Origin of the sequence: Citrobacter sp. CK191 (assembly GCF_030333435.1) — a bacterium.
GTDB classification, from domain to species: domain Bacteria; phylum Pseudomonadota; class Gammaproteobacteria; order Enterobacterales; family Enterobacteriaceae; genus Citrobacter_B; species Citrobacter_B koseri.
In genome coordinates, this window is sequence record NZ_JAOWFX010000003.1 from 470,470 (window position 1) to 496,489 (window position 26,020).

Here is a 26,020-nt window from a genome sequence, read left to right on the forward strand (position 1 = left end):
GCGATGGGAATCGATATACAGGCGCTGTTCACGCCGCTGATGGCTCTGGTGCTACCCTTTTTCCGCATCCTGGCGTTTTTGCAGTTCGCGCCCGTGCTGGACAACCGGGCTTTTTCCCGTCGCATTAAGATTGCCGCAGCGCTGGCGCTGTCGATCATTATCACCCCCATGCTGCCCAATAATGTTGTACTCAGCGAACTGCTTTCGATGCGCACCGTCTTGCTGATCGGCGAGCAGCTCCTGTGGGGATTCCTGTTCGGCATGGCGCTCCAGCTCGTCTTTGTCACGCTGCAAACCGCCGGGCATATTCTGTCGATGAACATGGGGCTGGGGATGGCGATGATGAACGACCCGGTCAACGGCAGTTCCACCACGGTGATTTCGCAGATCATTTATGTTTTCTGCGCACTGCTCTTTTTCATCATGGATGGGCACCTGCTGCTGGTCACGATTCTGTTCAAAGGCTTTAGCTACTGGCCTATTGGTCAGGCGATTAATCAGCCAACGCTGACGCTGATTGTTCAGGGACTGGGCTGGATTATGGCATCCGCGACGCTTATCGCGCTGCCGACGACGTTCGTCATGCTGATTGTGCAGGGCGGATTTGGCCTGCTAAACCGCGTTTCACCGACGCTGAACCTTTTCTCGCTGGGTTTTCCGATCAGTATGCTGTTTGGGTTGCTCTGTATCTCGATGATGGTGACCAACATTCCTGATCACTATCTCAATCTCACCAATGAAATACTGGCGAAGCTCGACGCCATAAGGGTGTCGTAATGTCCTCCAGCGGCGACAAAAGCGAAAAACCCACCCCCGGAAAACTGCGCAAAGCGCGTGAAAAAGGCGACCTCCCGCGCTCAAAAGATCTGACGATGGCGGCGGGACTGCTGGCGTCGTTTTTCACCCTTGCCGCATTTCTGCCCTATTACCAGCAGTTAATCCGTGAATCGTTTGCCGCTGTCGGTGAAATGGCGGGCAGGCTCGACGATCCCACGGCGCTGAATCAGTTTATGCTGCTGAACATCTGGGTTGTACTGCGCTTTATCGCAACGCTGATTCCGATTCCGCTGTGCTGCATAGTGGCAAGCCTGGTGCCTGGCGGCTGGATTTTTACCCCCACAAAACTGAAGCCGGATTTTAAAAAGCTCAGCCCCATTAGCGGCATCAAGCGGATGTTTTCCGCCAGCCACTACACGGAAGTCGGCAAAATGCTGCTCAAGTGCGGCATTATTCTTACCGTGTTGTACATGATGGTGCATGACTCCATGCACGCTCTGCTGCACCTGCAACAGCTTTATCTTCGTCAGGCGATCGGACAAGGGTTTGCCATTTTTCGTCACGTCTTCAGCTACTTCATCGCCGTTATCGTCATTTTCGCCCTGCTGGATGTACCGCTCAGCAAGTTCATGTTCACCAAAAAAATGCGCATGACCAAACAGGAAGTGAAAGAAGAGTATAAAAACAACGACGGTAATCCACAGATTAAAGGACGCATCCGCCAGCTTCAGCGTCAGATGGCGATGGGGCAAATCGCGCGAACCGTACCAACGGCAGACGTTATCATCACCAACCCGACGCATTACGCCGTTGCGCTGAAATATGATCCACAGCGTGCCGAAGCCCCTTACATCGTTGCTAAAGGAATCGACGATGTTGCGCTCTGGATCCGTGAAGTGGGCGCTAATCACAATATCGAGGTGGTGGAATTTCCGCCGCTGGCGCGGGCAGTTTATTACACCACCCGCGTTAACCAACAGATTCCCACACAGCTTTTCCGCGCTATTGCCCACGTACTGACCTACGTCATGCAATTAAAATCCTGGCGCGAAGGCAACGTGGAACAAAAGCCCCGCCTGAACAGGCAAATCAACATTCCTCAAGAGGTACTGAAAGCCAATGGCGAACAGTAAATTGCGCAACGCGCTGAGCGTGCTCCGTCAGGGGCAAGTCGGCGTGCCTATTCTGCTTCTCTGCGTGCTGGCAATGGTTATTCTGCCGTTGTCGCCGCTGATGCTGGATATTCTGTTTACCTTTAATATCGTCCTGGCGGTCATCGTGCTGCTGGTATCGGTGAATATGCAGCGTCCGCTGGACTTTGCGATTTTCCCGACGCTGTTGCTGATCACGACGTTAATGCGTCTGACGCTGAACGTCGCCTCTACCCGCGTGGTGTTGCTGCACGGTCATGAAGGCGAAGGCGCGGCGGGTAAGGTCATTGAAGCCTTTGGTCAGGTGGTCATCGGCGGCGATTTCGTCGTCGGTTTCGTGGTGTTTATCATCCTGATGATCATCAACTTCGTGGTGGTCACCAAAGGGGCGGAACGTATTTCCGAGGTTTCCGCGCGCTTTACCCTGGATGCGTTGCCGGGCAAACAGATGGCTATCGACGCCGATCTGAACGCGGGTCTGATTAACCAACAGCAGGCCCGAAACCGCCGACAGGAAGTATCGAAAGAAGCAGACTTCTACGGTGCGATGGACGGCGCGTCGAAGTTTGTTCGCGGTGACGCCATCGCCGGGATCATGGTGCTGATCATCAACGTGATCGGCGGTATCTGTATCGGTATTTTTAAATACGATCTCGATGCCAGCCACGCGTTCCGCCAGTACGTTCTGCTGACCATTGGTGACGGTCTGGTCGCCCAGATCCCATCGCTGCTGCTGGCGACTGCCGCAGCGATTATCGTGACCCGCGTCAGCGAAGGCAATGACGTCAGCGATGAGATTAAAATCCAGCTTCTCTCTCGCCCGAAGGTGCTCTATACCGCCGCTTTCGTGATGTTTATTCTCGCGATTGTGCCGGGAATGCCGCACATCGCCTTCCTGAGCTTCACCGCCCTGCTGCTGTTTGCCGCCTGGCGGCAGAGCAAAGCGGTGCAGCCCGCCCAGGAAGAGACGGATATGGAGGCCATCACCGAAGCCATCGCGCCGGATGCGACGCCAGGCGTTTCCTGGGAAAGCATTCCATTGGTGGAGCCCATTGGCCTGAATCTCGGCTATAAACTGGTCACGCTGGTGGATGAGTCGAAGGGCAGTCCGTTGTCACAACGTATACGCGGCGTTCGCCAGGTCATTTCCGAGCACTGCGGCGTACTGCTGCCGGAGATCCGCATCCGGGAAAACTTCCGCCTGAAACCGGCGCAATACGCGATTCATATCAACGGCATTCGTACCGCGCTCGGCGAAGTCCAGGCTGAAAAACTGATGGCGATTCCCGGCACTGAATTGTACGGGGAGATCAACGGCATACTGGATACCGACCCCGCTTACGGCATGGCGATTGTCTGGATCGACCCGGAACAAAAGGCGAAAGCGCTGAATCTTGGTTATCAGGTGGTTGACTGCGCGAGCGTGGTGGCGACGCACGTCAACAAGGTCGCCCGCGAGCATCTGCCAGATCTGTTTAACTATGACGATATTACCCACCTGCATGCGCGCCTGGCGCTCCAGGCGCCAAAGCTGGCGGAGGATTTAAATGCCGCGTTTAACTACAGTCTGCTGCTGCGCATTTATCGCCAGTTATTGCTGGAGCAGATTTCACTGAAGGATATCGTCACCATCGCGTCCACATTGCTGGAAAGCGTCACCGTGACGAAAGATCCCGTGCTGCTGACCTCCGACGTGCGCTATGCTCTGCGCCGCGCCATCGTTCACACCATTAACGGCGATCGTCAACAACTCGCGGCCTACACCATCGACAGCCAACTGGAGAATATGCTGCTGGGCGCGCTCAACCAGGCGCAGCAGGCCGGAAAAGTGGCGCTGGATAGCTTCCCTGTCGATCCGAACATTCTGACCCAGTTGCAGACGACAATGCCGATGATTTACGAGCAGATGAAGGCGAAAGGGCTGCCGCCGCTGCTGCTGGTAACGCCGCAGCTACGTCCAGTGATCTCCCGCTATGGTCGGCTGTTCGCCAGCGGATTGCATATTCTTTCTTATAATGAAGTGCCGGATGACGCGGATCTGAACGTCGTAGGGACGCTGGCATAACCGGCAGGAGATCGACAAAGGAGATCGCGATGACGATCTCCTTTCCCATAACGACAGGTTTTATTGATCCAGGTAACGCAGTTTCCAGCCAGCGAGCGTACGCGGCATTTTCTTGATATCGTTACCTCTGGTGCTGAAGTAGTACAACTGCATTTTTCCGGCGCTGTCGCGTTCTACCCTCGCCGCCCAGATATTGCTTTGCGTGTACATAATAATGGCCGTATGGTTGTTCGCCGCGCCACGCACCCACATAGAGACGACCGTTGCGCCGATGTTATCTATATCATCCTGATAAATGTAAACGTTGGCGGTATCCACAAACTTCTGGTAATCATCCCCCACCAGCGCGCGGAAGCGCTCATCCATTTTGGGGTCGGAGAAAATTCCCAGCGAGTACAGCGTCGCCTTCGGGCGGGGATCGTGATCCGAGCGCAGATAGCGCCCATCAATAAATGCCCCCGTCGGCATCGAAATCCGGCATCCCCAGTCCGCGTTGCTGTAGACCTGAAGCGCGCCGCTTTTACGGGGGATAAACAGCAGTTTGCAATTACTGGTATCGGCAATACGTTCGACCAGCGCCATGCCGTACAGTTTTCGGGCTTCAGCCGTAAACTCATCTTTATTCAATCCCGACCAGACGCGAATATCCGTCGTGACTGACCATTCCGCGCTCCGGCTGAACTGGATCATTCCGCCACTTAAATTGGACACACTGGTGTTCCACCACAGCCCTTCCCAGTCAAAATCCGGGGCAACGTCTGAAATAGAACTGATGCCCTGATAGTAGGCGCGCTCAATGCAGCTGTCGGAGGTACACGCCTGTAGCGACTTTTCCCATTCCTGGTACTTCTTGTGAACCTGTTGAGAAGGGTTTCTGACCAACATCGTGTGATAGATAACCGTCATTGTGCTGTCCAGCCAATGAAGATTGTCGTTGTTACAAATGGTGTTTTCTAAAGGCATAGAAGCACGCTGACAGTTAACCGCATAAGCGCTGGCAGCGGAGAATGACACAAGGAGTATCAGACAGTTAATCAGGCGACCAATCATTATGAATAATCTTTAACCAATACAGGGGCTTATTTTGGCTAAATTATGTTTTATTTGCAATAAGTCACAAGATTTTATTCACATTATGAATAATCACCTCCCTGATTTAAGTTGTTGCCGGTAAATGTCGCTTGATAACAATATGTGTTCCTCATGGATTGTTAGGTTATGAAGATAGACAGTAGTAATTACATGCTTTCGACACTCTCCTCAGGTTCGTCACAAAACGATGCCAGTCGCAAACCTCTCGGCATCACGCGTAACAGCGGGCAGGCCAGTCCACAAAGCGGCTACTGGCAATTGTCCAGTACCGCGGTATCGGCTGTAGTGAACCTAAAAAAAGGGGAAATGATGCCTTATTATCAGGGCTCGCCCGTGCAATGGCAGTTAATTCAGTATGATTTAGGTAAAGAGACGCCAGTCTGAATCATCGCTATACAGCATAATTATTATGAGCGGTAATCTGTCACGCACTTGAGATAGCTTATCGTTCATATCACGCCCCCTCCCCCGCGCAGAGTCCTTCAGGATATAATTCCTATAATCAGTATGTTACGTGACAACCTGATAACCTCTGATAAAGCGGATAAAATTCGCGAATGAAAGTGGCCGGGAGAAGAAATAGCCCTGAAAGAAATCAACATTTTTAGATCGAAGATAATCAACCTGATACTTATGCTCCACCCCTTCCGCAGTCGTTTGAATACGCATTCTTTGTGCCATCTCGACCACACAATCAACAAGCGGCGTATTTTTCCCTTCCGAAATCAGATTAATAAACATGCGACCTATTTTAATATTCTCTGGCCGCAGGCCAGTGATATAAGACAGGTTAGAAAACCCCGTGCCAAAGTCATCCAGCGACAGCCCGACATTATGAATCTTCATATAATCAATTTTATTGGAGATATCATCATTCACTTCGATCTCTCCACGCTCGGTGATTTCAAAAACAAGTTGCAGGTTCTGTTCGCGAAACACACCTGAATACGTCCCGATGAATGAATAAAAAGAGTCCTTCACCAGATGAGCATGGCTGATGTTCAGGTTAAATTTAAAACCCGGTTTAAATACCGTGACCGAGCGTTGAATATCGATAACCACCAGATCCAGTAATCCTTTCGTCAGGTCGGCAATCAACCCGGCACGTTCTGCCACCGGGATAAAGATATCGGGAGAAACAGAACCCGCTTCACAATGTTGCCAGCGGGCCAGAACTTCCGCGCCAATCACGCGGTTTGTTTTGGCGCATACAATCGGCTGGTAGTAAGGCTGGATTTCATTTCTTCTGATGGCTACCGCAAGGTGATGAGGTAATGATGCCCGATGCGATAACAGTAACCAGAGCAATATGGATGATACGAGCGCACTGGCGATAATCATCGCAATATAGCGCCATGAGTGGGCGATCACGACCAGCGCATCCCCCAGTTCGGTTTTTCGCCAGGCAATCGTATAAAGTTTGTTATAACTTTCCGCTTTTATATAGTGTGAAAAATGCGACTCCTGCAAACTCCCCGGTTTAACGCCAGAGGCGGTTAAAATTTTATCGTTCATGCGTAAAACAATACGATCGCTGAACGCCATATTTTTGATGCGCTCAACAATAATGCGCACATCAGAAGCCGCAAATATTCTTCCCGCCGGATAAGAAACATAAAGCATCATGATGAAATCATGCGGAGAGGTGATCACCCGATCAACCCTTATGCCCTGCTGTAAAGAGAGAGCAGGACTCAGGGTGTACCCTTTGTTGTAGAGTAGCGAGGAACAATAAATCGTATTGCCCTGCGTAAAGTTAAGCGACTGAAGATGCGGGTAGCGTGTGGGGATAATATTGAGCTTTTTTTCCAGTGTCGTATTACAGGGCTGACCCAGTAACGGTTGCGCCTGCGCAATCGCCAGTCGGGCATCGCCTAATACTTTATCGACGACAAAAGCCAGACTTTTGACCTCAGATTGCAGCAGCGCCTGCTTACTTTGCTGTACGCTCGTTAACTCCAGCCACAGCACGCTGGCAAATACCAGAAAAAACAGAAAGACAGAAGCTGTAAGGATTCTTTTATCTGATTTTGTTATAAACCTTAAAGACATATCAGGTCGCTTCTTTTCTACTCAGGGCACTCTGTATTCAGGCGACACAAAACCGGCCCGTCTTAAATGACAGCAATAAAAAGGATGGATACCCAATTTGCATGTAACGACGACGTTCTGCGATGCCAGAATAGTCACGCCATAAATTATTTTATCCGGTGACAGTCCTCGCGCCATACGGACAAAGCGTGAATACGCACCGCTGCTGTCGCGCACAGTGATTGATGGTAACAACGCCATTTCCCGGGCAATCAATTCGGTTATGAAAAGAGGCCCATAACGCATTGCTGTAGGGGAAAACGTGCAGGATTTTGATGTTTCTTTTTTTCCCGTTCGCCAGGACGCCTGAATCCTCCGGGGAGATAACGGAACCTGTGCGTAAAAAATAATCGCCCTTATACCACAGAATGAACTTAAGATTTTCCGCTCCGCTGGTCAGCGCAAAGGCGGTTCCCGTTGTCGGGCACACCAGGTTATTTTCGACGCTCCACTCCATAACAAACTCCTTTTGTTGTATGTTCGTCCATTAACGCCCTAAGAGAATTACTAATACTCTGCCTCATGTCTAACAGAAATAAGAAAAATCAAAAACCTTACGCTTGAACAGAAAACAAATACTTTATTTACACATTGACAAGGCGATCTGATTTGACTTAATGAAACATATCAGCTAACCCTGCATCTATTTTTTAAAATATCAACAGAATTTATAGCAATCATACAACATAAGATTTAAGTACAGGCCGGATTGTGTCGCAATGGTACTCAGGCAATTTGAGCAAAATAACAAATGAAGGAGTCTGATGTATGGACATAATATTTATTATCTCCTTAATCATAATTGGCTGCATCCTGGCGCTGTCTGGAGGATGGATACTCATTCTGAAAGCCGAAGCTAAAATAGAACAAAAAATAATGGATGGGCTGGAACTCAAAAGGAAAGAGGATCAGAATAATAAAATTCTGCAAAAATATGAGGAGCTGTTAGCAATGGAAATCGAATGGCATACGTATCGAATATCCACCATTGAGTTTTTCATTACAAAAGTGAAGAGTAAAAGCGCCACAGAAACGCCGATAACACAACCGACAATAAGCGGCGACAGCAAACTTTACTCCAAAATAAAAGCATTAATATCTATTTACTTTCCGCATCTACAGGATGATTATAATACGCTGTGTAAAGTTTCAAACTGCTCTATCTATTTTGACTTTATCTACGGCAGATGTACCAGCAGCAATAAAGTCATTACCACACTGACAGAAAAGCGAGCGCAATTTAAATCGCTGTCTACGGAATTTCAAAACAAAATCCGAAAAGAAGTCACCATTACATGATACGTGATTCGCACCCGATGCGGGGCTGAGTCACCGGCAAGGGAATCGCCCTGAAGATAGAGACTGGCGAAGAATGCAGCACATCGTCAGTCATCTCTTCAGGCTGTTTATCTCTTTACGAGGCAGCGCGTAATTGCAGGTCGGTCAGGCAAGTCTGACTGTCATTCGCGGTTTTAAACGAATAAGCCGCTTTTTTCCCCTCATGACTGATTTCAATCATCCCCTCAGTGTTACGCGGTAGCCATAACCCAATAAAGCCATTCTGATAACTTTTCATTTTCTTATGTATCAACACCGTACCGTTCCGATCTGTCACGTTCACATCAAACCAGGTGTCCGGCATTTCTCCCTGGCAACCTGAAAGACTGTGGTTAAAACAGGGATGGGTTTGATATTCATAAGGCGCCAGCGAGAGATAAAATTTCTCACCCAGCGGAAAGGTGTACGTTTCGCCATTCGCCGACAGTTTCAGATCCGTGCTGGTCACAGAAGCGGTATACGGTAAAGGACGCGCCTGAGGGTTTTGATCGATAGCATCCACCATTTGCTCAACCGATTTTCCCGCCAGCCCGCGTTCAGCCAAAAACGCCGTTTCCTGCGTCGATGCCATTGAGATATTACTTAGTGCAATAAATAATAATAAAGACTGAATGATTTTCGGCATAATTATTATCCTTGTACGAATTGTGTTTCACAATTATACGTCTTTTCAGGAAGAAGAAGACAGGCGCACATCAGGTAAAGTTTAGAAAAGATCTGTATGAGCGTGCTAAATAAGCAAAAAAATGAAAGACATGCAGTCCAATAAAAAAGAGTTCAAGTGACCATATCACAATTATGAACTTTTCCCTGTAAAATATATGTTATATAAACAACTAACTGATAACATGTCAACACTGATAAAAGCGTAATACATCAATGTAAACAGAACACACCTGAGTCCAGAGTCTCATTTATTCTCTCCGGTACATTGTCCTTGCATCTTAAATCCAATGAGAAAAAATAATAATCTTGACAAGATAATTACACAGCATAAATATGGGCAATAAGAAATAAAGGCATAACCTTATAAGCATAAGGAATATTTATGAAAAGGGAACTGTTAAACATAAAAAAAACAGGAAGAAATAAAATAGACCACGACCTTAACTTAAAAATTAATGTCTTTAAAACGTTGCGACAAGAAAATGTCCTGATGAAGGATTATATTAATCTGCTGGAAAACAGAATTATTTTTCTGGAAGGCGTCATTCTGGAGAAAACGAAGAACAAATCATAAGATTCTATTATACAGGCAGGGATGTCTGACTCCGTGTGCCTTGTCGCATAAGTGACTCTATTTATGCGACCTTTTTTTAAACCACATTCGTACCATGACCGAAACGCAGATAGAACTGCCCTGGCGTCATTCCCATAAAACGCCTGAACACGGCAATAAATGCACTCACATTCTCATAACCCGCTAATTGCGCGACAAGGCTGACAGGCTCTCCGCGCAGTAAATATTCCAGAGACAAAATGACTTTCGCTTTTTGCTTCCACTGACCGAATGTTAATCCCGTCTGCTGTATAAAAAGGCGGCTCAACGTCCTGACGCTCAGCCCGGCCTGTTTCGCCAGCTCTGCCTGACTCAGCGTACAGGCCCTGTCGGCCAGTATTTTTTGCGCAATCTGTCTGACCCTTCTGTCGTCGGGAAGGATCAATTGTGAAGAGAGCGCATCAGCACAGCGAATCTCATCGACCATAACCTGCAACAGGTGGGCCAGCCGCTCTGAAGGCTCTCCGATGGTTCCCTCCCCACAAATTTTCTCAAGCAACAGCAGTAAAAAAGGCGACGCTGCCCGAATGCACGGCGAGGAGGGAAAGGCCCTGCAAAATTCCGCGCTGAAGTGCAGACTGGCGCCATATGCACTCACCGGCATCCACGCGCAATGGGGTAACGACGGCGGAATCCACCCTACCGAAACGGGCACCAACGCCCACTGCCCTTGCTCCGTTTCGACCATCACCATGCCACGCGTGATCCAGTACAACTGCCCGCCAGGGTGATGGTGCCACTGAGTCGTATGCTTAGAGGAGTGATGTAAAGGTTGAATACTTTCTATCATCATGGCCGATTTAACGTATTTATTGTCTTACTACGGTTACTTTGCCGCTTCAGCCTGAGGGTAATCTTCCCTGTACGCAATCACGATGAGGAAGAGAACATTGGAAAATATGATGCAACGCGTTGCTCAGGCGCTTGATGCCGTTATTTCCCGACCTGGGCACGATGAACACACTATTGAATCATTTTTCACGCCCGATTATCGCCAGACGGTAAATGGCATCGACCTTGATTACGAGAACTTCGTCACGCACATGGCAAAACTAAAACAGGTTACTCGTACCATGAAGGTGAACATTCTGGCCATCGCTCAGCAGGGCAATCACGTTCTGACCCATCACCTGGTGACCGTCATCAAAACGAACGGCGAACAGGCACAAACCGAAGTCTTTGCCTGTTTCACATTAGAAAATGGCCGTATTGCTGCCTGTCAGGAATTAACCCGGTTAATCAGCGGCGCCGAAGAAGATAAAATGCTGGGAAGTCTGCGGTGATCGGGAGCGAATTAAGGGACAGATAAAGACCGGAATGCAACGACAGAACGCAGCCCCGCCTATAAAAATACGGAGTTTGCGGTATATAACAGTCCCCATATGGCAAAGCCGTACACTCTGCTCCCCTGCCATTGCGCTATTTAGTTAGCGTCAGTGCGTACCTGCAAGAATAAGCAGCAATCCCCCTCTTCTCTCCTTTTTATTAAAACGCCATTTTATATTGCATGCCAGAGCGTTTTTATCCCTTTTGCTCATCCTCTTCACCCACTTTCATTTTAATAAATCTTATTAATTAAAATAATTCACCCCAAACAATGAAACAAAAACAAAACAAATAAAGAACATTTAACTACTTTTCTTTATAAATATAACATTAGCGAGCAAAATATTCTCTTTTTTTGTCGTTACCTGATTGTGTAAATCAATATTACTGAATGTAAGCATCAGATTTTTTCCATTTTACCTTTCGTTTTATAAGAATTTTAAAATTTAAAGTTACATCTCAGTTACATGATCAGTGCCATATGCTGATAAACAAGAAAAAAAACCAAAACAGCAGACTTATACACTTAATTTAAGTAAATTCTTAAACTGATATTTTAAGATTGTGTTACATCAATTAGGATCATCACCTAACCTGATGGAAATAATGATGCAGGCTCCATTTTTCCGTTTTCAGGGATTTTACGGATGTAGACAGCAAGACCAGGACGGTTTTGTGACATGAAATGTTCGTCCCCAGGACGGGAGCAAACATACTGGAGTTAATATCAATGAAAAAGCTCGCTATCTCTTCTTTCGTTATCGCGTCATCCTTCGCAGCCTTTAATGTCAGCGCTGCAACCGAGGCTTCTGGCGGTACTATCACCTTTACCGGCCAGGTTACTGATACAACCTGTACAATTAACGGCGGAAACTCTGCTGACCTGACGATTCCATTAGATCCCATCGCCGTTAGCGATGCATCTACCGCAGGTCTGATCCAGAAAAACCGTAAACAATTTACTCTGGAATTTACCGGCTGTACTTCTGCTTCCCTGGGGCAGGACGATGGCGCGGGAAATAAAAATACCCTGAATCTGATCCTGAGTTCAGACAGTATTTCTAACGATGGTCTGTATCTGAACAACACACAGTTGAGAACCGACGGCACGAAGAAAAACGTGGGTATCGCACTCAGCACGCTGGCCAATAGCCAGACGCCGCTGAACCTGCATACTAACCTTGATACGAATGTTGAAGGTGATAGCGCCACTGTCGATCTGTATGCGAACTACTATAAAGTCGGTTCAGACGCTGCCGATACCGGTGCCGTTAACACCATGCTGACTTATACCGTCGCGTATTTATAAGCAACGGGTTAATTTACTCATATAAATAAAGAGCCTGATTCGTCATTATTGACTTATTGTATTAGCGAATTATTTTCACCTTCTGGTGAGGTATTCTTATACCTGCAATTCAGGAGGAAAGAGAGAAAATAAACGCGACCAGGTATATTGATTAGATTAGGCTCTCTTTTTTCAGGTTAATATGAAACGTTCTCTCATTTTTCTAACGCTTATTGCCTTCAGCTTTAGCAGTCTGGCGAATGTTATTATTAGCAATACCAGGGTTATCTATCCTGAAGAACAAAAAGAAACAACGGTTCAGCTGATTAACCGTGGCAACAGTCCGGCGTTAATTCAGGCCTGGATAGACGAAGGTAATCCAGACTCTACGCCAGAAACCGCTCAGGTTCCCTTTTTGCTGACGCCGCCAGTGGTGAAAGTTGAAGGCGGTAGCGGCCAGCAGCTGCGCATTCGCTATACCGGCTCAGCCAACGCGCTGCCTCAGGACAGGGAGTCCGTTTATTACCTGAATGTGCTGGATATTCCGCCAAAACAGGAAAATCTTGATGGCAAAAACACGATGCAAATCGCCATTAAGTCGCGCATCAAATTATTTTATCGCCCGACCGAACTCACGATTCCGGCCAGCGATTTACATAAGTATTTATCGTTTAGCGCGCAGGGTAATCAACTTGTCGCCACAAACCGGGCTCCTTATTTCGCATCGATTGCCACAATGAGTTCACGAGGTAAATCTCTTACTGGCGAACCGAAAATGATTGCGCCATTGTCAACACTGACAATACCCACGACAGGGGCGGTTTTATCGGGGCAGGCTTTGGATATTCTGTTAGTTGATGATTACGGTTCATATCAAAAATATTCATTCACCACAAAATAATATAATAATGTCCAAATGAATGGGGATGGCAATGGCTGGTAAAAAGAGTCAATACGCATGTTTATTGCCAATACTGGCGATGATGTCTATTTATAGTCGGGCGTATGCCGTGGCTTTCAATACTGACTTTTTAGCCGGTGACTCTAAAAATGCCGATATGTCGCGTTTTTATCGTGCCTCTGCGCTTCCTCCTGGTGAATACCCGTTTGATGTTTTTATTAACGAGGAGTGGAAAGGCCGCCTTCCCGTTTATATCACGGATGAAGGAACGTTTTTCCAGCATGAAAATATTGCCCAGCTTGGGCTTCTTCCCTCAATAGTCCCTGCCGCAAATAGCGCCAGCGAGCGAGTGGATGTGAATACGTTACTGCACGGAGGCAGTATGAAAGTCAATGCGGCCGATATGTCGCTGCGTCTGACCATTCCCCAGGCGTATATTCGCCAGACGCTGCGCGGTTATGTCGATCCCGTCTTTTGGGATGAAGGCATTCCGGCGCTGATGCTGGGATACAATGCCAACTATAACTACAACGAAGCCAAAGGCGGAGGACGCAATCAGGAAAACGCCTATTTCCAGTTAAACAGCGGGCTGAATGCGTTTGGCTGGCAATTTCGCGATAGCTCCAGCTATAACAAAAGCAAGGGCGTGGAAGGATCATGGACAAACAATACACGCTACGTTGAGCGCGGGATCGCTGCGCTTAAATCGATCATCCGCATGGGTGACAGCTATTCCAGCAACGATCTTTTTGACTCTTTGCGTTTTCGCGGCGTCAGCATGGGCACGGATATGCGCATGTTACCCGATTCTCAGCAGGGCTTTTCCCCGATTGTACGCGGCGTCGCACAGTCTAACGCGCTGGTTAAAATTAGTCAGAACGGGCAGGTTATTTATCAGAAAAACGTGTCGCCTGGCCCATTTGAAATTGCGGATATCCTTCCTACCGGCTCAGGCGGCGATCTGAATGTCGAAGTCATTGAAGCAGACGGGCGCACCAGCAGTTTCATCGTCCCCTTTTCTTCGGTGCCAAACATGCTGCAAGAAGGGATTGGGAAATATGGTCTGTTGCTGGGGGAAGCGCGCACGGAAGAAAGCCGCTATCGCCCCCAGTTTGCCCAGGGCAGCTATCAATACGGGATCAATAACCTGATCACCGGTTATACCGGGGTAATTTACAGCGAAGACTATAACGCGTTTCTTCTCGGGAGCGGCCTTAACCTCCCGTTTGGCGCGCTGTCTTTTGACGTCACACAGTCACAAACGCAAATTCCGGCAGATAAAAAAGTCCGTGGGCAAAGTTACAAAATCGCCTTTAGCCGTTTCTTTAATGTCACCGGGACGAACTTTGCGCTGGCGGCGTATCGCTATTCCACGAAAAACTATTACAGCTTCAATGATGCAATCGCTTTGCATAACTGGCAAAAAGAGAACGCTGACAGCCCTAATGCCAGATATATGCGCCAGAAAAACACCTTTAATATCAACCTGAGCCAGTCTCTGGGTGAGGAACTGGGTTCCCTTTACTTATCAGGAACCTGGCGGGACTACTGGAATGGTCATGGCACAACAAAAGAGTATCAACTGGGGTATTCCAACCACGTTGGCGCCGTAAGTTATACCCTCTCAGCCAGTAGCATGCGTAACGATAATCAGCGCGAAGAACGACGTTATTACCTCACGTTCTCGGTGCCCCTGAGTCTCTTTGAACGGCCCGTTTTCCTCAACAGCAGCGTTACATTTAATCGTGACGGCTATTCCGACACGAACGTGGGGATCAGCGGAACCGCAGGCGAATTTAATCAGGCGACCTATAGCGTCAGCGGCAGCAACCGTCGCGGTGGGAATAACTCGGCCAGCAGCAGCCTGAGCTATCGCACTGCGTTTACCACCTTAAACGGCAGCTATAGCGAGTCAGGAGACTATCGTCAGATCGGCGCGGGAGCCAGCGGTAGCCTGGTGGCTTATCGAGACGGCCTGCTGACGTCCAGCCAGTTGGGCGATACCTTCGCGATTATCGACGCGCCAGGCGCTCAAGGGGCCACGCTGGGCGGCGACGGCACACGCACCACGAATACCGCCGGGAAAGCGTTGGTTCCTTACCTGTCCCCGTACCGTAAAAACCGAATCCAGTTAGATACCACCCATATGAAGGAAGGCGTTGAGCTGAAAGGCAATATCCAGGAAGTGGTGCCTTATGCGGGTTCCGTCACCTATGTGCGCTTCGATACCGACCAACGGCGGCAGTTCATGTTGCCAGCACGGGCCGTTAACGGGCGCCCTCTCCCCTTCGGCACCGAAATTTTTGACGATGCTGGCGCCAGCGTCGGATATGTCGCCCAGGGAGGAATGTTGTATCTGAAAACGGAACAGCTCCCGTCACGTTTACATATCAAAACCAGCAGTGACGGCCGCCAAAGCTGTGTTATTAGCCAGCCGACCCACGATGGTCAGATAAATATTTGCCGCTAATGGCAGGAGCAGAGGATGAAAATCACTATCCGTACAATAACGTTAATTCTTGCCTGGCTACTGGGATCGATAAGCTATGGCGTACAGGCCTCCTGTAAAAGCGATTCCGGCGCGCAAAAAGAGAGCAATCTGGTGCTCAACCTGGATTCACTTTCCCTCAGCAGCGAAACCACAGGTTCGCAGAACCTGTCACTGTCATCCGGTACGTTTAGCTGTACCGGCGAATGGATTGGTTATGCTAACCGTGTTGCCATTATCTCTGAAATGGCCAACAGCACGGCCTATATCAATTATGGTAACTATGTATTGCAATTCACCATCGGCAATATTGTACCCACGAAAAAAGACTATAGTCGCTCTGGAGAAAGTCATATTCCCGGTACTTCGCTGAATAACGTGGTCTATACCTATAAGGCTAAGTTACTCAAAAGCGTACCGAGCGGCGCCAACCCGGCCTATGTCTATAACGTTGGCCCGGACGCAACCAGTATTACTCTTGCTCACGCTATATCCGTTGTTGATGCTTCAGGTATCGATTTCTGGTTTCCCGGCGTTAATTTAGCCGAATTCATTAAATGGATATTAGGCCTTATCGGTTCTGACGAAGAGAAACGCCTGTTCTACCAGAATATCACGATCAATTATCGTCCTCATGTCAGCACCTGTAGCATCCCGGATACGACGGTCACGCTACCGGAAACCGATCTTACCAGCCTGATATCCGCAGGAAAGGAAGCGCAGTTTTATGAAAACTTCACTCTGCATGCCGAATGCAGCGACCTGTTAGAAGGCATGAGCACACGCACCATTCAGTTTTATCTCAGTAGCGCCAGCGTCGATACGGATAAATACACCCTGAAAAACACCCAGGGAACGGCAAGGAATATTGGGGTGCGAATTATGCGTGCCGATACCAGTAAAAAAATTGCCATCAGCCAGACAGAGCTTACCGCAGGTAATATTACCAGCGAGTATGAACTCTATAAGATTGCGCAGTGGGGAAGCAATTTTGATATTCCACTGAGAGCATATTATTACATCTATGGTGCCAAACCGACGGAAGGCAGAATACAAACCACGGCGAAAGTAAACATCATTTACCCATGATAAAAGGCGAGAAACAGAATAGTCATCTACTGAAATAATCAGAAGCCTCAACAAAAAAAGAAAGATATTTATACACAAAATCATTTGAGAAGCATCGAGGCGGCAAGTGAATGAGCCCCCAGGAGCGTACACGTAGTACGTGACCGGGGTGAATGAGCGCAGCCAACAAAGAGGCAGCCTGAAGGATGAAGTGTATATCAACGCCTTATCATGGTGTGTTTTAATAGCATCACTATTATTTTCTTATTTTATAAATAGTTACAGTTAAATTTTACATCTTGTCATTATTGTAAACGATATGCGGATCGAAAAATATAATGCGTACACTACAGAACGATCAATTTCTTTATCTCAGCAGTGAGGACTCCCCCTGTAATCCTTCCACTGCAAGATTTGATTTAGTCATGATAGAAAACTCTGTCAAGTCATTAAATAGCGTTACGCAGCCGCTCCATTCAACGTTAATTATTGATACCGATAACTATATGATTAATTTTCTTTGCAAACACCTGATCAACCCTTTGGTATTACACACCAGCCCGACATTCAGAGAAGCAAAATACAAAATAGAAAACCATATTATTGATAATGTCGTCATGGAAGTTTTTACGCTGGAGGAGAGTGCGCTGGAGGCGCTTAATTTCATTTATGATATGCAGGTAAACTATCCTGGCATTCGCTTAACGGTGTTTACTTTTACGCGTAACAGTTACCTGCTTCAGGTTTTGCGAAGTTTTCATTATATCAATATCGTTTCTAAGTATGAACCCATGTCCGAGCTTAATCATGCCGTTCATGCCTGCTGGCTGGATGAGGCTTTTTACAGCCAGTACATTAACGATCTCATGGCTGAAATAGAACAGCCGGATTCTTTTGACGACATTGAATGGACCGTGCTGACCGAACTGGCCCACAGCACGCCTACCCATGACATCGCAAAAATAATAAATAAACGCTATCACACGCTTTTTTACTACATCAAAAAGATCAATAAAAAGCTGCATCTAAGCACTAAAAATGAACACATAAAAATGCTGAAAGCGATAAACAGTAATCCACTAAAAAGTGCAAGCATATCTTATCGCGACCGATTTAATTAATCCCAGAAAATCCCGATGCACCGTTTATAATTAAAAAGGATATGCCATTATTATGAAACTCATGTGCCGTATCGAACCTATCATTCATGTCCAGACCGGTAGACGGATTGGCGGTGAGGTGCTCTGCCAGCCGGAAGGGGCAGATCCAGAGCTATTTTTCCGCTCTGTTTCGCCAGAACTCCTGTCACATATTGTTCAGGAACAGATATGCACGGGAGTAGCAAATCAGCACGATCGCAATGGCATTTTATTTTTGAATATTACGATTCCATTGCTTATGAATCTGGTGTGGCTCAGATCGATTCTTGCCATGTTACCCGGCCCAAAGGTCATTGAAATTGATTGCCAGCAAAGCGAGTCTTATTTTCCGCGACTTGTGCCGCATATTGATGCAATTCTGACCCTAATGCGCGCTTTTAATACTCAACTTTGGCTGGACGATCTCTATGTCAGGCATATTCCGTTAATTGCGCAACTCCCCTTTCGCTTTGATGGGATTAAAATTGATAAACATGAACTCTGGAGAATATCCGCTGAACAGGATACCTCAGCAATGACAACGCTGGTAAAGCAGGTGGAATATCTGACGGATCATGTTCTGGTGGAGGGCGTTGAAAACGAATACCAGCACCGCTTTATTTCGGAGAGCGACGTACATTATGCCCAGGGATTTCTCTGGCCCGTTGATGAGCGAGAATCATTCGTAATAACGATTTAAATATTAAGGAAATCAGCATATTTCAAATATAAAAAAGGGATTCAAATGAAGTCGAAAATAGTGATAGTGTCTGATGACATCTATTATCTGACGGGTATATCGAAAGGGATGAAAGAGTCAGGTACGCGTGTTGAGAGCATTTTTTTAAGCGATGCTGGCGAGTTTGAACGTTTCACGCTAACCACCTCTTTTTCGCTATCAAAAGATACCGTTGTGTTACTCTCCGTCAGAGAACCGGGTTTACTCGACAGGTTAATAACCTTTTTCTTTAGTAAGGTTACGCTGTGCATATCACCGTCAGGCCTGCATTCCCGTCGCCATTTCTTTTGCCAGTACGGTGTATATTACTTCAATAAAAACAAAACACTATCAGAATTAAACGATATTCTGATTGCTATTTCAAATAGAAAAAATACGGAAAATAACACCATCACTGACAAAGAGTTTTTTATTCTCAGCGAGTTAGTCCGTGCCGGGAATGTGAAACGAATGTACAGCGCAATAAACATCTCTGAAAAAACGGTCTCTTACTACAAGAGGTCGGCATTAAAAAAGATGGGATTACTGAGCAGCCAAAATTACTTATGTATCCACCCGGCGCTCTCCGCCGTTAAGACCATTCAACGGCACTGAGCCCCGTCTGAAACTTGTCTGGCGATGCTGGTACGAGGAGAAGTCAGCCAAATAGTAAACATTTAAAGTTTCGTTATAAGAAAGAACGAATCCCTATTTCATGCGCCGTCAATATGCTGCTAGCTTCGCTGGTTTGTATATACAAGTAAATTCATGCATTTCTTTGCGGGGAAACGGGGATGAGCATAAAAAACAAACTGGCAGCCTCCTGGCTGGCGCTGGGGTTGTTCGCAGCGCAGGCGCAGGCAGCGGATTTCGTTGTGGGCAGCAAAAACTTTACCGAACAATATATTCTGGCGGAAATCTATGCCCAGGCACTGGAGCAATCCGGTCTTTCCGTTGAACGCAAAACAAACCTGGGCGGGACGCTAATCGCCCACGCCGCGCTGCTGAAAGGCGAAATTGATATGTACCCGGAATATACCGGTACGGCGCTCAGCGCAGTGGTCAAAGGAAAGCCCTCCTCCGATGCCGCACAGGTGTTTAAGCAGGTCAGCGACGCCTACCAGCAGCAATATCATCTCACCTGGCTGCAACCAGCCCGCGTGAACAACGGCTACGCACTGCTGGTGAGCAAACAAACCGCAGAGAAATACCACCTGAAAACGCTCTCCGATCTCGCCAAAGCCGCGCCGGAACTGACCATCGGCGCAGGTGCGGAGTTTGGCGACCGTCAGGACGGCCTGAAAGGGCTGGAGCAGACCTACGGCATTAAATTTAAAGCTTTCCGCCAGTTTGCCAAAGTCGGCCTGCGCTACGACGCCCTTGCTGCCGGGCAAATAGACGTCGCAAACGGCTTCGCAACCGACTGGCAAATCGCGGAAAACCAGTATGTCGCACTGGAAGACGACAAACACCTCTTCCCTCCCTACGAAGTTGCGCCGGTCGTGCGCGATACAGCACTACAGGCACATCCCCAGGTTCGCGACATTTTAAATAACATCAGCCAGTTGCTTGATAACGCCACGATGCAAAAACTGAATGCGGAAGTGGAAAAGAATAAAGAAGAACCGCGCGATGTGGCGGAAGACTTTTTGCGCGCAAAAGGCGTAATTAAATAGGGTACGACCGTGACAACGACACTTTTTCTGGGCGACGCGCCGCTCACGCTTGATGACGTGCGAGCTGTTGCTGACTGCGGCCAGACTGTCGCGCTGGGGGCGCAGGCGCAGCAGGCCATCAGCGCGTCCTTTGATTTTCTGCTGCATAGCATCAGCGCCGGAAAACATATCTATGGCGTCACCACCGGGCTTGGCGCTAATGTCGATACGACGCTGCTGCACACGCAAAATGACCGTCACGATGAGGGTCTGCTACAGGCGATTCAGCGACGAATCCCGCTGGCGCGGGCGGTCGGCGTCGGCCAGCAGGCAACGCCCGCACAGGTTCGCGCGATCATGCTGGCGCGTCTTGCGGGTTTCGTGCAGGGCGCATCGGGTATTTCTCTGCCCGTGGCGCAGATGCTGCTGGCCTTTATCAACGAAGGCATCCATCCGCGCGTTCCGCTTATCGGATCTATCGGCGAAGCGGATCTCGCGCCGCTGGCGCATATCGGACGCGCGCTCATCGGCGATGGCGAAGCGGAATTTCAGGGTACGGTGGCGCCAGTCTCCGCACTGCTGAACCAGACGGGTCTGACGCCTGCGCCGCTGCGTGGAAAAGACGGGCTGGCGCTGGTGTCGTCTAACGCCGCCAGCGTTGGCCTCGCCGCGCTGCTGCTGCACGACGCAGCCCGGCTTATGAACGCCCACGCGGGCGCTATCGCGCTCTCGTTTGAAGCATTTCGCGCTAATATCTCGCCGCTGACGCCCTGGGCGGCGCGGATGCGCCCCGCACCGCAACAGGCTAAGACCGCCGCGTATCTGCTGGCGCTGCTGGAAGGCAGCCCGCTACTCCAGCCCGGCAGCGCGCGTTCGTTGCAGGACCCGCTCAGCTTCCGCTGCGTCGCGCCGGTGCTGGCCTGCGTTTGCCATGCCTGGCTGAATGCCCGCGCGGCGGTGGAACTGGAACTCAACAGCGCCGACGACAATCCCGGCCTGCTGGCTGAGTCTGAACAAGTTCTGGCAAATGCCAATTTTGATGCCACGCATCTGGCGCTGGCGCTGGAAAGCCTCGGGCTGGCTCTCGCCCGCCATGCCGCATGCAGCGGCGAACGCATCATGAAACTGATGTCACCCGCCGCCAGCGGCCTGCCGCGTTTTCTCACCCGCCACGCCGGGCAGACAGGCTTCGCCACGCTGCAAAAAACGGTTTCCGCGCTGGTCAGCGATATCGCCCATCATGCCCAGCCGCTCTCCCCGCTGACGATGCCGGTAGCCGATCGGATTGAAGATTACGCCTCGCAGGCAATGGGGGTGGTCGCCAAAACCACACGACTACTGGAAAGCCTGCGCTATCTGGTGGCCATTGAACTGTTGGTCGCCGCGCAGGCGCTGGATCTTCAGGCGTCGCCACGGCCAGGACGCTATGCAACGGCATTACACGACAAGATTCGCGCTCGGGTGGCGCCGCTGGATGAAGATCGCGCCAGCGCTGGCGATATTTCCGTTCTGGCCGACGCGATAATGCAGCCGGAATGGCTTGCAGGCCAGGCCGTATTGCTGGAGACCTCCTGATGCGCTGGGCGACGCGACACTATGACGACATTCTGCTGGCGCTCTGGCAGCATCTGGTACTGGTCGGTGCCGCAATGCTGATGGTGTTCGCTATTTCACTGTTTCTCGGCATTACCACCGCCCGCCGCCCGCGACTGTATGCGTTGGTGATGGCGGTCACCGGCATGATTTTTTCCATTCCAGGGCTGGCGCTATTCGCACTGCTCATCCCGTGGCTCGGCATCGGAATGCTCCCGGCGATTGTCGGGCTGACAGCCTATGCGCTGATGATCCTGACCCGCAATATTGCCACCGGTTTTCATGCCATTCCGCTGGACGTCCGCGAAGCGGCGCGCGGAATGGGATATGGCGCCTGGCGCAATCTGCGCGAAGTGGAACTGCCGCTGGCGCTACCGTTCATCATCACCGGACTGCGCATTGCCACCACCACGCTTATCGGCATCGCTACGGTCGCGGCATATATCAACGCCGGTGGACTTGGCGCAATTATTCTCGCCGGGCTGGATCAGCGCTATCCAGAGAAAATATTTATCGGCGGCGGCCTGACGTCGCTGCTGGCGATCGGCGCGGATCTGTTTTTTGTCCGGCTACAGCGGCGCGTTTTACAGGGGAGAGACCAATGATAACCCAGGCATGGCTATGGGTGCTGGATAACCAGCCGCTGTTCTGGCAGGCAGTGTGGCAGCATCTGATGATGTGCGGGCTGGCGCTCAGCATCGCCCTGATTATTGCTATCCCGACGGGTGTGCTGATCGCGAACATCCCTCGCCTCGCTTTTATCATCACCAGCGGCGCCAGCACGCTGCGGACGATCCCAAGTCTGGCGATCCTTGCGGCGGTCATGCCGTTTCTCGGTATTGGCCTGCTGCCTTCAGTCGTCGCGCTGGTGGTGCTGGCCGTGCCGCCGATTTTGCTCAACACCTGCACCAGCATTCAGTCCGTGAACCCGGATACGCTCTCAGCGGCGCACGGCATGGGGCTGACGCCCTGGCAGGTCACAGGCAAAATCGTACTGCCTCTGGCGGCTCCCGGCATTCTCGCCGGCTGCCGTACCGCCGCCGTACAGGTTGTCGGCGGCGCGGCTCTGGCGTCATTTATCGGTGGCGGCGGTCTGGGGGATTTTGTCACCACCGGCATTGCCATCATGGACATGTCGCGCCTGCTGGTCGGCGCGGTGCCGATTATTCTGCTCGCTGTGGCTATCGAAGCGCTTTTCGCCCTGCTTGAGCGCCTGTATTCTCAGCCGACGTAAGGGCTAATACAATGATTACACTGGAAAATATTAGCAAAATTTATCCTGGTTCGCCGCGTAAAGCGCTTGACGATCTCTCCATGACATTTGAAGAGGGAACCACCACGGCCCTGATTGGCCCTTCCGGCTGCGGTAAAACCACCACCATGCGCTTAATCAACCGGCTGGAACAACCCACTTCCGGGCGTGTCCGGGTAAACGGGCGCGACGTCGCAACGGAAGATCCGGTGATGCTGCGTCGGCATATCGGCTACGTTATTCAGAACGTCGGACTGTTCCCGCATATGACCGTCGCGGACAACATCGCCACGGTGCCGCGCCTGCTGGGCTGGAGCGCCTCGCGTATTCAGGCGCGAGTGGAAACATTACTGGAACTGGTCGGGCTGGATGCCCGGCAATACGCCAGCCGATTTCCTGCCGCGCTTTCCGGTGGTCAGCGGCAACGAGTCGGCGTTGCCCGCGCACTGGCGGCGGACCCGCCGGTCATGCTGATGGATGAACCGTTCGGCGCCATCGATCCGCTGGTTCGCGGGCGATTACAGACCGAGTTTAAGCAGATTCTGCAACGCGTGAAAAAGACGGTGATTATCGTCACTCACGATCTTGATGAGGCCATCAAAATGGGCGATCGCATCGCCATTATGCGCGAAGGGCGCCTGTGTCAGTATGCCCCGCCCGCTGAAGTGCTCTCGGCCCCGGCAGATGAGTTCGTCGCGGCTTTTGTCGGCAGCGATGCGGCGCTGAAACTTCTTGCTATTACCCCGGTCGCCCAGGCGATGGAAACGTCTCTGAACGCTGACCATCCACAACGGCTTGACGTCAACGCTACTCTGAAAGACGCGCTGGCGCTGATGCTTTCCCGGCGCGCCGACAGCATCACCGTCACCAAATGCGGCGCACCCGTTGGCGTATTAACTCGCCAGCGGCTTTTCACCCACGTACGACCCGATGCGAACCATGCTACCAGTGAGAGAAATTTATGACTCAACCCATCCATTTAACCTGGCTAAACGGCCCCGACGTTGACCAACTGAAGCTCACGGATACGGAAATCCTCACGGCGGTGGAGGACGGGCTGCGGGCACAGGGAGAGAAAAAAACAGTCATTGAACCGCGCATGCATTTAATTCCCGATAAAGCGTTTAACGGCCACTTTAACGTGCTGCGCGGTTATATCGAACCGCTGGGACTCGCCGGGGTAAAAATCGTCGGCGATTACGTCAATAACTATACGCTCGGGCTGCCCTCGGAAATGGCGCTACTGAACCTGTTCGATCCGCGCACCGGGATGCCGGTCGCCATTCTGGACGCATCGGCAATCACAGATATGCGCACCGGCGCGCTTACCGCGCTGGGCGCACGCCACCTTGCCCGCCGCAACAGTAAAGTGCTGGGGCATATCGGCGCGCGGGGAACCGCCTGGTGGAACGTTCGCCTGCTCAACAGCATTTATGATTTTGATGAAATCCGCATTCATTCGCGTCGCCCGGAAAGCCGTACCGCATTTGCCCGCCGTCTGGAGCAGGATCTCGGCAAAAAAATCATCGTTACCGATGACTGGGAAAGCTGCGTGCGCGGCGCGGATATTGTGGTCGAAGCCTCGCGTCTTAATGCGCCGACGCCGCTGTTAAAAACAGAATGGATAAAGCCCGGCGCCTTTGTTGTGCCCTACGGCACCATGAGCGCCGTGGAGCTGTCGCTCACCGACATGATGGACAAGCTGGTGGTGGACGACTGGGGGCAGTGCAAAGGCGGCATGTTTGGTTCACTGCGAGCCCACGTAGAAGCGGGAAAATTAAGTGAGCATACCCTGCATGCCGAGCTGGGTGACATTGTCGCGGGCACGAAGTCAGGCCGTGAAAATGATGATGAAACCATCCTCTTCTGGCACCGGGGGCTGTCGCTAAGCGATATTGCACTGGGGCATACGATGCTGAAGAAAGCGCGTGCGCTGGGTATTGGTCAGGAGCTACGCTACCGATGATTGTTAACGCAAGAATGTACTCGGTAACTCCGGCAGCGGCGGAGGGGTGGAAAAGACTCCTGCCCGAAGCCGTGCGCCGCGCCGGGCTGACGGCAGAGATTGTTGACTACCCGGCCCCGGCCAGGCTGGAGGGGCTATGGGCTCGTTCCGATCTGCTGGCGGTATTCATGTGCGGCTGGCCCTTCGCGCAGCGGCGCTTTCCGGTACGCCCGGTGGCCGCGCCGGTTACGGAAGAGGCCACCAGGGAAGGGATTCCAGGGCACTACCGCACCCTATTTATGGTGCCAACATCGTCTACCGCCAGATGTCTGGAAGAGACGTTCAGCGGGCGGCTGGCGTATACCAACCCAGAGTCGCACTCCGGCTATAACGCGGTACGCTATCATCTGTCGGCATACATTAACGAGACGCGAAAGACGCTCTATCGCACGCTTGTCGGGCCGCTAATCACCCCGCGACGCGTGGTGGAAGCGCTGGCGGCGGGCGAAGCGGATGTCGGCCCGTTGGACAGCTATGCCTGGTCGCTTCTGTGCCGGTATGAGCCGGAACTAACGCGCCATGTGCGCATACTGACGCGCAGCGTTCCTGCACCGATGCCTTTACTGGTGGCAAGCGATACCGTTAATCCACAGGCCATTACGGCGCTGCAAACGGCGCTGCTGACGCTGAACACAGAACGCGACGCCACGCTATTACGGCCTCTGGGGCTGCGGGGATTTATCACCCCGTCAGCAGACGCCTGGCAAGTCGTCTGCGACCGGGAAGAAATTGCGTTCTCCAGAGGCTATGCAACGCTACGCTGAAAACGGCATTTCATTATGTCGCCCATATTC

26 protein-coding genes are annotated in these 26,020 nt (G+C 50.5%); 21 read left to right on the forward strand and 5 right to left on the reverse strand.

What is annotated here, in order from left to right; translation table 11 throughout:
- Positions 1–3 precede the first annotated feature (3 nt).
- From fliR to OGV82_RS02220, 3 genes are read left to right on the forward strand one after another with little or no spacing between them, the layout of a single operon-like run.
- Positions 4–777 (forward strand): flagellar biosynthetic protein FliR, encoded by a 774-nt coding sequence (fliR, locus tag OGV82_RS02210; RefSeq protein ID WP_012133723.1) that lies wholly within the window; start codon positions 4–6, stop codon positions 775–777.
- Positions 777–1,910, forward strand: a complete 1,134-nt coding sequence (gene flhB, locus OGV82_RS02215; RefSeq protein ID WP_101743929.1) for a flagellar biosynthesis protein FlhB — start codon at positions 777–779, stop codon at positions 1,908–1,910. Before fliR ends, flhB begins: the two co-directional genes overlap by 1 nt.
- Positions 1,897–3,993, forward strand: coding sequence for a flagellar biosynthesis protein FlhA (locus OGV82_RS02220; RefSeq protein WP_012133725.1), 2,097 nt, complete (start codon positions 1,897–1,899; stop codon positions 3,991–3,993). The genes flhB and OGV82_RS02220 overlap by 14 nt, the downstream gene beginning before the upstream one ends.
- A gap of 60 nt (positions 3,994–4,053) precedes the next feature.
- On the opposite strand, the gene OGV82_RS02225 is transcribed toward OGV82_RS02220, so the two are convergent.
- The gene (locus tag OGV82_RS02225; RefSeq protein ID WP_012133726.1) at positions 4,054–5,043 is read right to left on the reverse strand and encodes a lysozyme inhibitor LprI family protein; all 990 of its coding nucleotides are present in this window, start codon (positions 5,041–5,043) and stop codon (positions 4,054–4,056) included.
- A 168-nt stretch (positions 5,044–5,211) separates the two neighbouring features.
- On the opposite strand from OGV82_RS02225, the gene OGV82_RS02230 reads away from it, so the two are divergent.
- The gene (locus OGV82_RS02230) at positions 5,212–5,469 is read left to right on the forward strand and encodes a hypothetical protein (protein WP_024130634.1); all 258 of its coding nucleotides are present in this window, start codon (positions 5,212–5,214) and stop codon (positions 5,467–5,469) included.
- Between the two features lie 126 nt (positions 5,470–5,595).
- On the opposite strand, the gene OGV82_RS02235 is transcribed toward OGV82_RS02230, so the two are convergent.
- Both OGV82_RS02235 and OGV82_RS02240 read right to left on the reverse strand, forming a co-directional pair.
- Positions 5,596–7,137: an EAL domain-containing protein gene (locus OGV82_RS02235; RefSeq protein WP_012133727.1), complete on the reverse strand. Its 1,542-nt coding sequence runs from the start codon at positions 7,135–7,137 to the stop codon at positions 5,596–5,598.
- 151 nt (positions 7,138–7,288) lie between these two features.
- Entirely contained in the window at positions 7,289–7,633 is a 345-nt protein-coding gene (locus OGV82_RS02240) for an anti-adapter protein IraM (protein ID WP_047458657.1), read from the reverse strand.
- Between the two features lie 311 nt (positions 7,634–7,944).
- Here OGV82_RS02240 and OGV82_RS02245 point away from each other — a divergent pair, with 311 nt between their 5' ends.
- On the forward strand, positions 7,945–8,475 hold the full coding sequence (locus OGV82_RS02245) for a hypothetical protein (protein WP_012133729.1): 531 nt from the start codon (positions 7,945–7,947) through the stop codon (positions 8,473–8,475).
- A 115-nt stretch (positions 8,476–8,590) separates the two neighbouring features.
- Here the strand turns inward: OGV82_RS02245 and cueP are convergent, their stop codons facing one another.
- Positions 8,591–9,139: a copper-binding periplasmic metallochaperone CueP gene (cueP, locus tag OGV82_RS02250; RefSeq protein WP_012133730.1), complete on the reverse strand. Its 549-nt coding sequence runs from the start codon at positions 9,137–9,139 to the stop codon at positions 8,591–8,593.
- Positions 9,140–9,562: 423 nt separating this feature from the next.
- On the opposite strand from cueP, the gene OGV82_RS02255 reads away from it, so the two are divergent.
- Positions 9,563–9,754 (forward strand): hypothetical protein, encoded by a 192-nt coding sequence (locus tag OGV82_RS02255; protein ID WP_012133731.1) that lies wholly within the window; start codon positions 9,563–9,565, stop codon positions 9,752–9,754.
- Between the two features lie 76 nt (positions 9,755–9,830).
- Here OGV82_RS02255 and OGV82_RS02260 read toward each other — a convergent pair whose 3' ends face one another.
- A complete protein-coding gene (locus OGV82_RS02260) occupies positions 9,831–10,586 on the reverse strand; it encodes a helix-turn-helix domain-containing protein (protein ID WP_101743930.1) in 756 nt (251 codons plus the stop codon).
- 106 nt (positions 10,587–10,692) lie between these two features.
- Here OGV82_RS02260 and OGV82_RS02265 point away from each other — a divergent pair, with 106 nt between their 5' ends.
- The 15 genes from OGV82_RS02265 (at position 10,693) to OGV82_RS02335 (ending at position 25,990) form a co-directional block, all read left to right on the forward strand.
- Positions 10,693–11,076 (forward strand): nuclear transport factor 2 family protein, encoded by a 384-nt coding sequence (locus tag OGV82_RS02265; protein WP_047463755.1) that lies wholly within the window; start codon positions 10,693–10,695, stop codon positions 11,074–11,076.
- A 773-nt stretch (positions 11,077–11,849) separates the two neighbouring features.
- A complete protein-coding gene (locus OGV82_RS02270) occupies positions 11,850–12,428 on the forward strand; it encodes a fimbrial protein (RefSeq protein WP_024130637.1) in 579 nt (192 codons plus the stop codon).
- A 181-nt stretch (positions 12,429–12,609) separates the two neighbouring features.
- Positions 12,610–13,308 carry a fimbrial biogenesis chaperone gene (locus OGV82_RS02275; protein ID WP_049009526.1) on the forward strand — a complete coding sequence of 233 codons (699 nt, stop codon included), beginning with the start codon at positions 12,610–12,612 and terminating at the stop codon, positions 13,306–13,308.
- Positions 13,309–13,339: 31 nt separating this feature from the next.
- Positions 13,340–15,778 (forward strand): fimbria/pilus outer membrane usher protein, encoded by a 2,439-nt coding sequence (locus OGV82_RS02280; RefSeq protein ID WP_101743931.1) that lies wholly within the window; start codon positions 13,340–13,342, stop codon positions 15,776–15,778.
- A 15-nt stretch (positions 15,779–15,793) separates the two neighbouring features.
- Positions 15,794–16,885: a fimbrial protein gene (locus OGV82_RS02285; protein WP_047458669.1), complete on the forward strand. Its 1,092-nt coding sequence runs from the start codon at positions 15,794–15,796 to the stop codon at positions 16,883–16,885.
- A 317-nt stretch (positions 16,886–17,202) separates the two neighbouring features.
- On the forward strand, positions 17,203–17,985 hold the full coding sequence (locus tag OGV82_RS02290) for a hypothetical protein (RefSeq protein ID WP_145991246.1): 783 nt from the start codon (positions 17,203–17,205) through the stop codon (positions 17,983–17,985).
- 52 nt (positions 17,986–18,037) lie between these two features.
- Entirely contained in the window at positions 18,038–18,703 is a 666-nt protein-coding gene (locus OGV82_RS02295) for an EAL domain-containing protein (RefSeq protein ID WP_101743933.1), read from the forward strand.
- A gap of 45 nt (positions 18,704–18,748) precedes the next feature.
- On the forward strand, positions 18,749–19,336 hold the full coding sequence (locus OGV82_RS02300; protein ID WP_101743934.1) for a LuxR C-terminal-related transcriptional regulator: 588 nt from the start codon (positions 18,749–18,751) through the stop codon (positions 19,334–19,336).
- Between the two features lie 179 nt (positions 19,337–19,515).
- The gene (locus OGV82_RS02305; RefSeq protein WP_012133744.1) at positions 19,516–20,397 is read left to right on the forward strand and encodes a glycine betaine ABC transporter substrate-binding protein; all 882 of its coding nucleotides are present in this window, start codon (positions 19,516–19,518) and stop codon (positions 20,395–20,397) included.
- Positions 20,398–20,406: 9 nt separating this feature from the next.
- The gene (locus OGV82_RS02310) at positions 20,407–21,951 is read left to right on the forward strand and encodes an HAL/PAL/TAL family ammonia-lyase (RefSeq protein WP_101743935.1); all 1,545 of its coding nucleotides are present in this window, start codon (positions 20,407–20,409) and stop codon (positions 21,949–21,951) included.
- On the forward strand, positions 21,951–22,574 hold the full coding sequence (locus OGV82_RS02315; RefSeq protein WP_047458693.1) for an ABC transporter permease: 624 nt from the start codon (positions 21,951–21,953) through the stop codon (positions 22,572–22,574). The genes OGV82_RS02310 and OGV82_RS02315 overlap by 1 nt, the downstream gene beginning before the upstream one ends.
- A complete protein-coding gene (locus OGV82_RS02320) occupies positions 22,571–23,203 on the forward strand; it encodes an ABC transporter permease (protein ID WP_047458696.1) in 633 nt (210 codons plus the stop codon). Before OGV82_RS02315 ends, OGV82_RS02320 begins: the two co-directional genes overlap by 4 nt.
- 11 nt (positions 23,204–23,214) lie before the next feature.
- Positions 23,215–24,186, forward strand: a complete 972-nt coding sequence (locus tag OGV82_RS02325) for an ABC transporter ATP-binding protein (RefSeq protein ID WP_047458700.1) — start codon at positions 23,215–23,217, stop codon at positions 24,184–24,186.
- Positions 24,183–25,187, forward strand: coding sequence for an ornithine cyclodeaminase family protein (locus tag OGV82_RS02330; protein WP_286462610.1), 1,005 nt, complete (start codon positions 24,183–24,185; stop codon positions 25,185–25,187). The genes OGV82_RS02325 and OGV82_RS02330 overlap by 4 nt, the downstream gene beginning before the upstream one ends.
- On the forward strand, positions 25,184–25,990 hold the full coding sequence (locus OGV82_RS02335; RefSeq protein ID WP_052194413.1) for a phosphate/phosphite/phosphonate ABC transporter substrate-binding protein: 807 nt from the start codon (positions 25,184–25,186) through the stop codon (positions 25,988–25,990). Before OGV82_RS02330 ends, OGV82_RS02335 begins: the two co-directional genes overlap by 4 nt.
- Positions 25,991–26,020: the final 30 nt, after the last annotated feature.

Coding starts and splice junctions, on each gene's coding strand:
- fliR (WP_012133723.1), top strand. CDS start 4: ATGGGAATCGATATACAGGCGCTGTTCACGCCGCTGATGGCTCTGGTG.
- flhB (WP_101743929.1), top strand. CDS start 777: ATGTCCTCCAGCGGCGACAAAAGCGAAAAACCCACCCCCGGAAAACTG.
- OGV82_RS02220 (WP_012133725.1), top strand. CDS start 1,897: ATGGCGAACAGTAAATTGCGCAACGCGCTGAGCGTGCTCCGTCAGGGG.
- OGV82_RS02225 (WP_012133726.1), bottom strand. CDS start 5,043: ATGATTGGTCGCCTGATTAACTGTCTGATACTCCTTGTGTCATTCTCC.
- OGV82_RS02230 (WP_024130634.1), top strand. CDS start 5,212: ATGAAGATAGACAGTAGTAATTACATGCTTTCGACACTCTCCTCAGGT.
- OGV82_RS02235 (WP_012133727.1), bottom strand. CDS start 7,137: ATGTCTTTAAGGTTTATAACAAAATCAGATAAAAGAATCCTTACAGCT.
- OGV82_RS02240 (WP_047458657.1), bottom strand. CDS start 7,633: ATGGAGTGGAGCGTCGAAAATAACCTGGTGTGCCCGACAACGGGAACC.
- OGV82_RS02245 (WP_012133729.1), top strand. CDS start 7,945: ATGGACATAATATTTATTATCTCCTTAATCATAATTGGCTGCATCCTG.
- cueP (WP_012133730.1), bottom strand. CDS start 9,139: ATGCCGAAAATCATTCAGTCTTTATTATTATTTATTGCACTAAGTAAT.
- OGV82_RS02255 (WP_012133731.1), top strand. CDS start 9,563: ATGAAAAGGGAACTGTTAAACATAAAAAAAACAGGAAGAAATAAAATA.
- OGV82_RS02260 (WP_101743930.1), bottom strand. CDS start 10,586: ATGATGATAGAAAGTATTCAACCTTTACATCACTCCTCTAAGCATACG.
- OGV82_RS02265 (WP_047463755.1), top strand. CDS start 10,693: ATGATGCAACGCGTTGCTCAGGCGCTTGATGCCGTTATTTCCCGACCT.
- OGV82_RS02270 (WP_024130637.1), top strand. CDS start 11,850: ATGAAAAAGCTCGCTATCTCTTCTTTCGTTATCGCGTCATCCTTCGCA.
- OGV82_RS02275 (WP_049009526.1), top strand. CDS start 12,610: ATGAAACGTTCTCTCATTTTTCTAACGCTTATTGCCTTCAGCTTTAGC.
- OGV82_RS02280 (WP_101743931.1), top strand. CDS start 13,340: ATGGCTGGTAAAAAGAGTCAATACGCATGTTTATTGCCAATACTGGCG.
- OGV82_RS02285 (WP_047458669.1), top strand. CDS start 15,794: ATGAAAATCACTATCCGTACAATAACGTTAATTCTTGCCTGGCTACTG.
- OGV82_RS02290 (WP_145991246.1), top strand. CDS start 17,203: ATGCGTACACTACAGAACGATCAATTTCTTTATCTCAGCAGTGAGGAC.
- OGV82_RS02295 (WP_101743933.1), top strand. CDS start 18,038: ATGAAACTCATGTGCCGTATCGAACCTATCATTCATGTCCAGACCGGT.
- OGV82_RS02300 (WP_101743934.1), top strand. CDS start 18,749: ATGAAGTCGAAAATAGTGATAGTGTCTGATGACATCTATTATCTGACG.
- OGV82_RS02305 (WP_012133744.1), top strand. CDS start 19,516: ATGAGCATAAAAAACAAACTGGCAGCCTCCTGGCTGGCGCTGGGGTTG.
- OGV82_RS02315 (WP_047458693.1), top strand. CDS start 21,951: ATGCGCTGGGCGACGCGACACTATGACGACATTCTGCTGGCGCTCTGG.
- OGV82_RS02320 (WP_047458696.1), top strand. CDS start 22,571: ATGATAACCCAGGCATGGCTATGGGTGCTGGATAACCAGCCGCTGTTC.
- OGV82_RS02325 (WP_047458700.1), top strand. CDS start 23,215: ATGATTACACTGGAAAATATTAGCAAAATTTATCCTGGTTCGCCGCGT.
- OGV82_RS02330 (WP_286462610.1), top strand. CDS start 24,183: ATGACTCAACCCATCCATTTAACCTGGCTAAACGGCCCCGACGTTGAC.
- OGV82_RS02335 (WP_052194413.1), top strand. CDS start 25,184: ATGATTGTTAACGCAAGAATGTACTCGGTAACTCCGGCAGCGGCGGAG.